We start from the raw sequence: 5,769 nt of genomic DNA on the forward strand, positions 1-5,769 counted from the left end.
CACCGGCGCACGGCGCGGCCCCCCCCCCCCCCCCCCCCCGCCCCCCCCCCCCCCCCCCCCCCCCCCCCCCCCCCCCCCCCCCCCCCCCACGACCCGGGCGCCCGGAGGGTGCGTCAGTCGGCTCCGGTGGCCGAGCCCTGCTCGCCGCGCCAGGTCGCCAGCCGCCCCGCCCGGCTGACCGCCCGCAGCCGCCGCTCGGCCTCCGGTCGCGAGCGGCGGGCCGAGACCAGCAGCGCCTGGTCGCCGCGCATCAGCCGGGTGTGGGAGTCGGGCACGAACGAGCGGCCGTCGCGGACGATGAGCACCACCGCGGCGTCGTCGGGGAGCCGCAGCTCGGGCAGGTAGACGCCGTGCAGCCGCGACCCCTCGGGCACCCGCAGCTGCATCAGCTCGGCGTCGAGTTCCTCCAGCGGCGCCGACTCGACCTCGACCTCCCGCGGGGTGACCGGTGCGGCGATGCCCAGCCGGCGGGCCAGCCACGGCAGCGACGTGCCCTGCACCAGGGTGAACACGACGACGAGCACGAAGACGGTGTCGAAGACGAGGGTGGCGCGGGGCACCTGCGCGGTGAGCGGGACGGTGGCCAGCACGATCGGCACCGCGCCGCGCAGGCCCGCCCAGGACACGAACACCTGCTGCGGCCACGGGACCCGGAACCACGCGAGGCTCGCGACCACCGACAGCGGCCGCGCCACCAGGAGCAGCGCGGCGCCGACCAGCAGGGCGAAGCCGAGGACGCCGGGCAGCCGGGCGGGTGAGACCAGCAGGCCGAGCAGCACGAACAGCCCGATCTGGGCGAGGGTGGCCATCCCCTCGGCGAAGCCGATGCTCGCCGACCGGTGCGGCAGCGCCGCGTTGCCGAGCACCAGCCCGCACAGGTACACCGCGACGAACCCGGAGGTGTGCAGCAGGTCGGCCGAGGCGAAGGCCAGCACGCACAGCGCCAGGGTCGCCAGGGGATAGAACCCCGACAGCGGCAGCGCCGAGCGGCGCAGCAGCCAGGCGCCGCCGGCGCCCAGCGCCAGCCCGACCACCGCGCCCCCGGCCAGCTCGGCGACCACCTCGGCCGCGGTCACCCACCAGGGGTGCTCCTCGCCGCCGGTGAGCGTCTCCGACAGCGCCGCGACCAGCAGGATGACCGGGGCGTCGTTGAGTCCGCTCTCCACCTCCAGCGCCGCCACCATGCGGCGCGGCAGCGGCAGCCGGCGCAGGTTGGCGAAGACGGCGGCGGCGTCGGTGGAGCTGACGACGGCGCCGAGCAGCAGCGCGAACTGCCAGTCCAGCCCGAGCAGCCACACCCCGACCGCCGCCGTCGTCGCGACGCTGACCACCACGCCGACGGTCGACAGCGACAGCCCGGGGCCGACCGCCCGCCGGACGTCGGCCCAGCGGGTGGTCAGCCCGCCCTCGGCCAGGATGACCACCAGCGCGGCGACGCCGAGGGTCTGGGTGAGCGCGACGTCCTCGAACTCGATGCCCAGGCCGCTCTCCCCCAGCGCGACCCCGAACGCCAGGTACAGCAGCAGGCTGGGCAGGCCCAGCCGGTCGGCGATCCGCAGCGCGACGGCGGCGACCAGGACGACGAGCGCCCCGACGGCCAGCGCGACGGTGACCGTGTCGTTCACCGCCGGCTCCCGACCACGGGCGCAGTCTCCCGTACCTGCCCGCCCGGCCACCCGCCCCGGCGGCCGAACACGCTCGACGGCTCGGGGACAATGGGGACGTGAGCTCTCCCTTCCGTGCGCTGCCGCCCCAGGTCGACCTGCCCGCGCTGGAGCAGGACGTGCTGCGCCGCTGGGAGGACGCCGACGTCTTCGCCCGGTCGCTGCAGGCCACCGCCGGCCGGCCGCAGTGGGTCTTCTACGAGGGCCCGCCGACGGCCAACGGCCGCCCCGGCACCCACCACATCGAGGCGCGGGCGTTCAAGGACGTCTTCCCCCGCTTCAAGACCATGCAGGGCTGGCACGTGCCCCGCCGCGCCGGCTGGGACTGCCACGGCCTGCCCGTCGAGATCGCCGTCGAGCAGGAGCTCGGCTTCGCCGGCAAGCCCGACATCGAGCGCTACGGCATCGCGGAGTTCAACGCCCGCTGCCGGGAGTCGGTGGAGCGGCACGTCGCCGACTTCACCGAGCTCACCCGCCGGATGGGCTACTGGGTGGACATGTCCACGGCCTACTGGACGATGGACCCGAGCTACATCGAGAGCGTCTGGTGGTCGCTCAAGCAGGTCTTCGACAAGGGCCTGCTCGTGGAGGACCACCGGGTCTCCCCGTACTGCCCGCGCTGCGGCACGGGGCTCTCCGACCACGAGGTCGCCCAGGGCTACGAGTCCATCACCGACCCCTCGGTGTACGTCCGGCTGCCGGTCACCGACGGCGAGTGGGCCGGGAAGGCCGACCTGCTGGTCTGGACGACGACGCCGTGGACGCTGCCGAGCAACACCGCCGTCGCGGTCAACCCCGACGTCCCCTACCTCGTCGTGCGCACGGGCGACGCCGTCCTCGTCGTCGCCGAGCCGCTGGTCGCCGCGGCGGTGGGCGAGGACGTCGAGGTGCTGGCCCGCACGACCGGCCGCGACTGGGAGGGGGTGCACTACCGGCGCCCGTTCGAGCTGGTCGACTTCCCCGACGGGGAGGACACCCACTTCGTCGTCCTGGCCGACTACGTCACCACCGACGACGGCACCGGGCTGGTGCACCAGTCCCCCGCGTTCGGCGCCGACGACCTCGCCGTCGCCCGTGCCTACGGCCTGCCGGTGGTCAACCCGGTCGACGCCGCGGGGCACTTCCTGCCCGACGTCGGGCTGGTGGGCGGCCGGTTCTTCAAGGCCGCCGACGACGCCCTCGTCGCCGACCTGCAGCGGCGCGGCGTGCTGTGGCGCGAGCAGAGCTACGAGCACAGCTACCCGCACTGCTGGCGCTGCCACACGCCGCTGATGTACTACGCGCAGCCGTCCTGGTACATCCGCACCAGCGCCATCAAGGACCAGCTGCTCGCCGAGAACGAGAAGACCCACTGGCACCCCGAGACCATCCAGTGGGGCCGCTACGGCGACTGGCTGAACAACAACGTCGACTGGGCGCTCTCCCGCGACCGGTTCTGGGGCACCCCGCTGCCGATCTGGCGCAACGACGCCGACCCCACCCGGCTGGTCGCCGTCGGCTCGCTGGCCGAGCTGTCCGAGCTCACCGGGCGCGACCTCGCGGGCCTCGACCCGCACCGGCCCTTCATCGACGAGGTGACCTTCACCCGCCCCGGTGAGGAGGGCACCTACCGGCGGGTCCGGCAGGTGATCGACGCCTGGTACGACTCCGGCTCGATGCCCTTCGCGCAGTGGGGCGCCCCGCACCGCAACCGGGAGCAGTTCGAGGCGGCCTACCCGGCGCAGTTCATCGCCGAGGCCATCGACCAGACCCGCGGCTGGTTCTACACGCTCATGGCCGTCGGGACGCTGGTGTTCGGCCGCAGCTCCTACGAGAACGTGCTGTGCCTGGGCCACATCCTCGCCGAGGACGGCCGCAAGATGAGCAAGCACCTGGGCAACATCCTCGAGCCGATCCCGCTGATGGACCGGCACGGCGCCGACGCCGTCCGCTGGTTCATGCTGGCCGGCGGCTCGCCGTGGGCGGCCCGCCGGGTCGGCCACGAGACGCTGTCGGAGGTGGTCCGCAAGGTCCTGCTGACCTACTGGAACACCGCCAGCTTCCTCACCCTCTACGCCGAGACCAACGGCTGGGACCCGGCCGTCTCCCCCGCCCCGCCGCGCGCGGAGCGGCCGCTGCTCGACCGCTGGGCGCTGGCGCAGCTGGCCGCGGTCACCGAGGGTGTCACCGACGCGCTGGAGGGCTTCGACACCCAGGGCGCCGGCCGGCTGCTGGCGCAGTTCGTCGACGACCTGTCCAACTGGTACGTGCGCCGCTCGCGGCGCCGGTTCTGGGACGGCGACCCCTCGGCGCTGGGCACGCTGCACGAGGTCGTCGACGGGCTCACCCGGCTGATGGCGCCGTTCACGCCCTTCGTCACCGAGGAGGTGTGGTCGCGGGTGGCCCGCCCGGGGCTGGGCGAGGACGCGCCGGACTCGGTGCACCTGGCCTCCTGGCCCGCCGTCGACGAGGACGCCCGCGACCCGCAGCTGGTCGCGCAGGTCGACCTGGTCCGCCGGCTGGTGGAGCTCGGCCGGGCGGCGCGGACCTCGGCGAAGGTGCGCACCCGCCAGCCGCTGGCCCGCGCGCTGGTCGCCGCCCCCGGCTGGGCGTCGCTGGACCGCGACCTGGTGGCCGAGGTCGCCGACGAGCTCAACGTCGCCGAGCTGGCCGAGCTGTCGTCGGTCGGCGGTGACCTGGTCGATGTCAGCGTGAAGGTCGACTTCCGCGCCGTCGGCCGGCGGCTGGGCCGGCAGGTCCAGGCGGTGGCGAAGGCCGTCGCCGCCGCCGACCCGGCCGCGCTGGTGGCCGCCTACCGGGCCGGTACGGCGACCGTCGACGTCGACGGGCAGGCGGTGCCGCTGGAGGACGGCGACCTGGTGGTCACCGAGACCCCGCGCGAGGGCTGGACGGTGGCCAGCGGCGGCGGGCTCAGCGTGGCCCTCGACCTGACCATGACGCCGGAGCTGGAGCGGGCCGGGATGGTCCGCGAGGTCGTGCGGCTGGTGCAGGAGGCCCGCAAGAACGCCGGCCTGTCGGTCAGCGACCGCATCGAGCTGTGGTGGACCGCGGAGGGCCCGATCGGCGAGGCGCTCGCCGAGCACGGCGACCAGGTGGCCGGCGAGGTCCTCGCCACCCGGGTGCACGCCGGCACCGCCGGTGCGGGCGCCGGGGTGGAGGGCCCGTCCGACTCGCGCTTCTGGCTCGCCCGCGCCACCGGCTGAGCGCGCCGCCGGGCCGCCCGGCGGAGCTCAGCCCCGGCGGGCGGCCCGGCGGGCGCGCTCGCGGTGGGCGAGGTGGGCGTCGGGGCCGCACCGCGCACAGGCGGTGAACCCGTCGGCGCGCGCCTCGCGCACCGGCAGCGGCACCGTCTCCCGGCCGGCCAGCCAGGCGCAGTCGGCGAGGTGGTAGCGGGGGTGCTCGTCGACGACGCGCACCTCGTCGTCGAGGTCGACCACCAGCAGCAGGTCGGTGACCTCCTCGTCCTCCTCCGGCGGGTCGGCGTCCGGTCCGGTGGCTCCCCTGCCGCGCCTGCCGGCCGGTGCCGCGACCGGCTGCGGCCCCGTCGACGCGGAGGCGGGCCGGGGACGCGGGCGGTCCTCCGCTCCCGGCGCGGCGGCGGACTCCTCCCCGTCGGCCGCCGGGGCCGGCTCGGGCCGCCGGGCCGGCGGCCGGGCCGGCTCGGCCGCCGGGCGCTCGTCGGTCCGCGGGGCGGGGACACCGGCCTCGGCCGGGGCGCGCAGCCGGGCGACGACGAGCAGCGCGGTGGCCAGGGCGCAGGCGCCGACGCAGGCCCAGTACCAGGCGGTGGCGGCGGTCATCACGCCGAGGACGAACAGGCCGACGCCCGCGAGCACCAGCAGGGCGGCGGCGAGGACCACGGCGCGCACTGTAGCCGCGGTCCCGGCCCGGTGGGACGTGCTCGACCGGGAACTGCGGAGGGCCCCCGGACGGGTGTCCGAGGGCCCTGCTGCGTGCTCAGCGTCCGGGGGTCAGCGTTCGTCCTGGGAGACCCGCAGCCCGGTCTCCGGGGAGAACACGTGCGCCTCCCCCGGGCGGATCGCCACGTGCACCACCTCACCCTTGGCCGGCGGCTTGCGCGCATCCACCCGCAGCGTCAGCAGCT

At 75.9% G+C, this 5,769-nt stretch carries 3 protein-coding genes; 1 reads left to right on the forward strand and 2 read right to left on the reverse strand.

Going from position 1 to position 5,769, the window contains the following annotated elements:
* Positions 1-113: 113 nt before the first annotated feature.
* The gene (locus ACI8AD_RS24825; RefSeq protein WP_456873199.1) at positions 114-1,625 is read right to left on the reverse strand and encodes a potassium/proton antiporter; all 1,512 of its coding nucleotides are present in this window, start codon (positions 1,623-1,625) and stop codon (positions 114-116) included.
* Positions 1,626-1,723: 98 nt separating this feature from the next.
* On the opposite strand from ACI8AD_RS24825, the gene ileS reads away from it, so the two are divergent.
* The gene (gene ileS / locus ACI8AD_RS24830; RefSeq protein WP_456873200.1) at positions 1,724-4,867 is read left to right on the forward strand and encodes an isoleucine--tRNA ligase; all 3,144 of its coding nucleotides are present in this window, start codon (positions 1,724-1,726) and stop codon (positions 4,865-4,867) included.
* Positions 4,868-4,894: 27 nt separating this feature from the next.
* On the opposite strand, the gene ACI8AD_RS24835 is transcribed toward ileS, so the two are convergent.
* On the reverse strand, positions 4,895-5,524 hold the full coding sequence (locus ACI8AD_RS24835; RefSeq protein WP_456873201.1) for a hypothetical protein: 630 nt from the start codon (positions 5,522-5,524) through the stop codon (positions 4,895-4,897).
* Positions 5,525-5,769 lie beyond the last annotated feature (245 nt).

The sequence above is a fragment of the Geodermatophilus sp. SYSU D00766 genome (genome assembly GCF_054049915.1).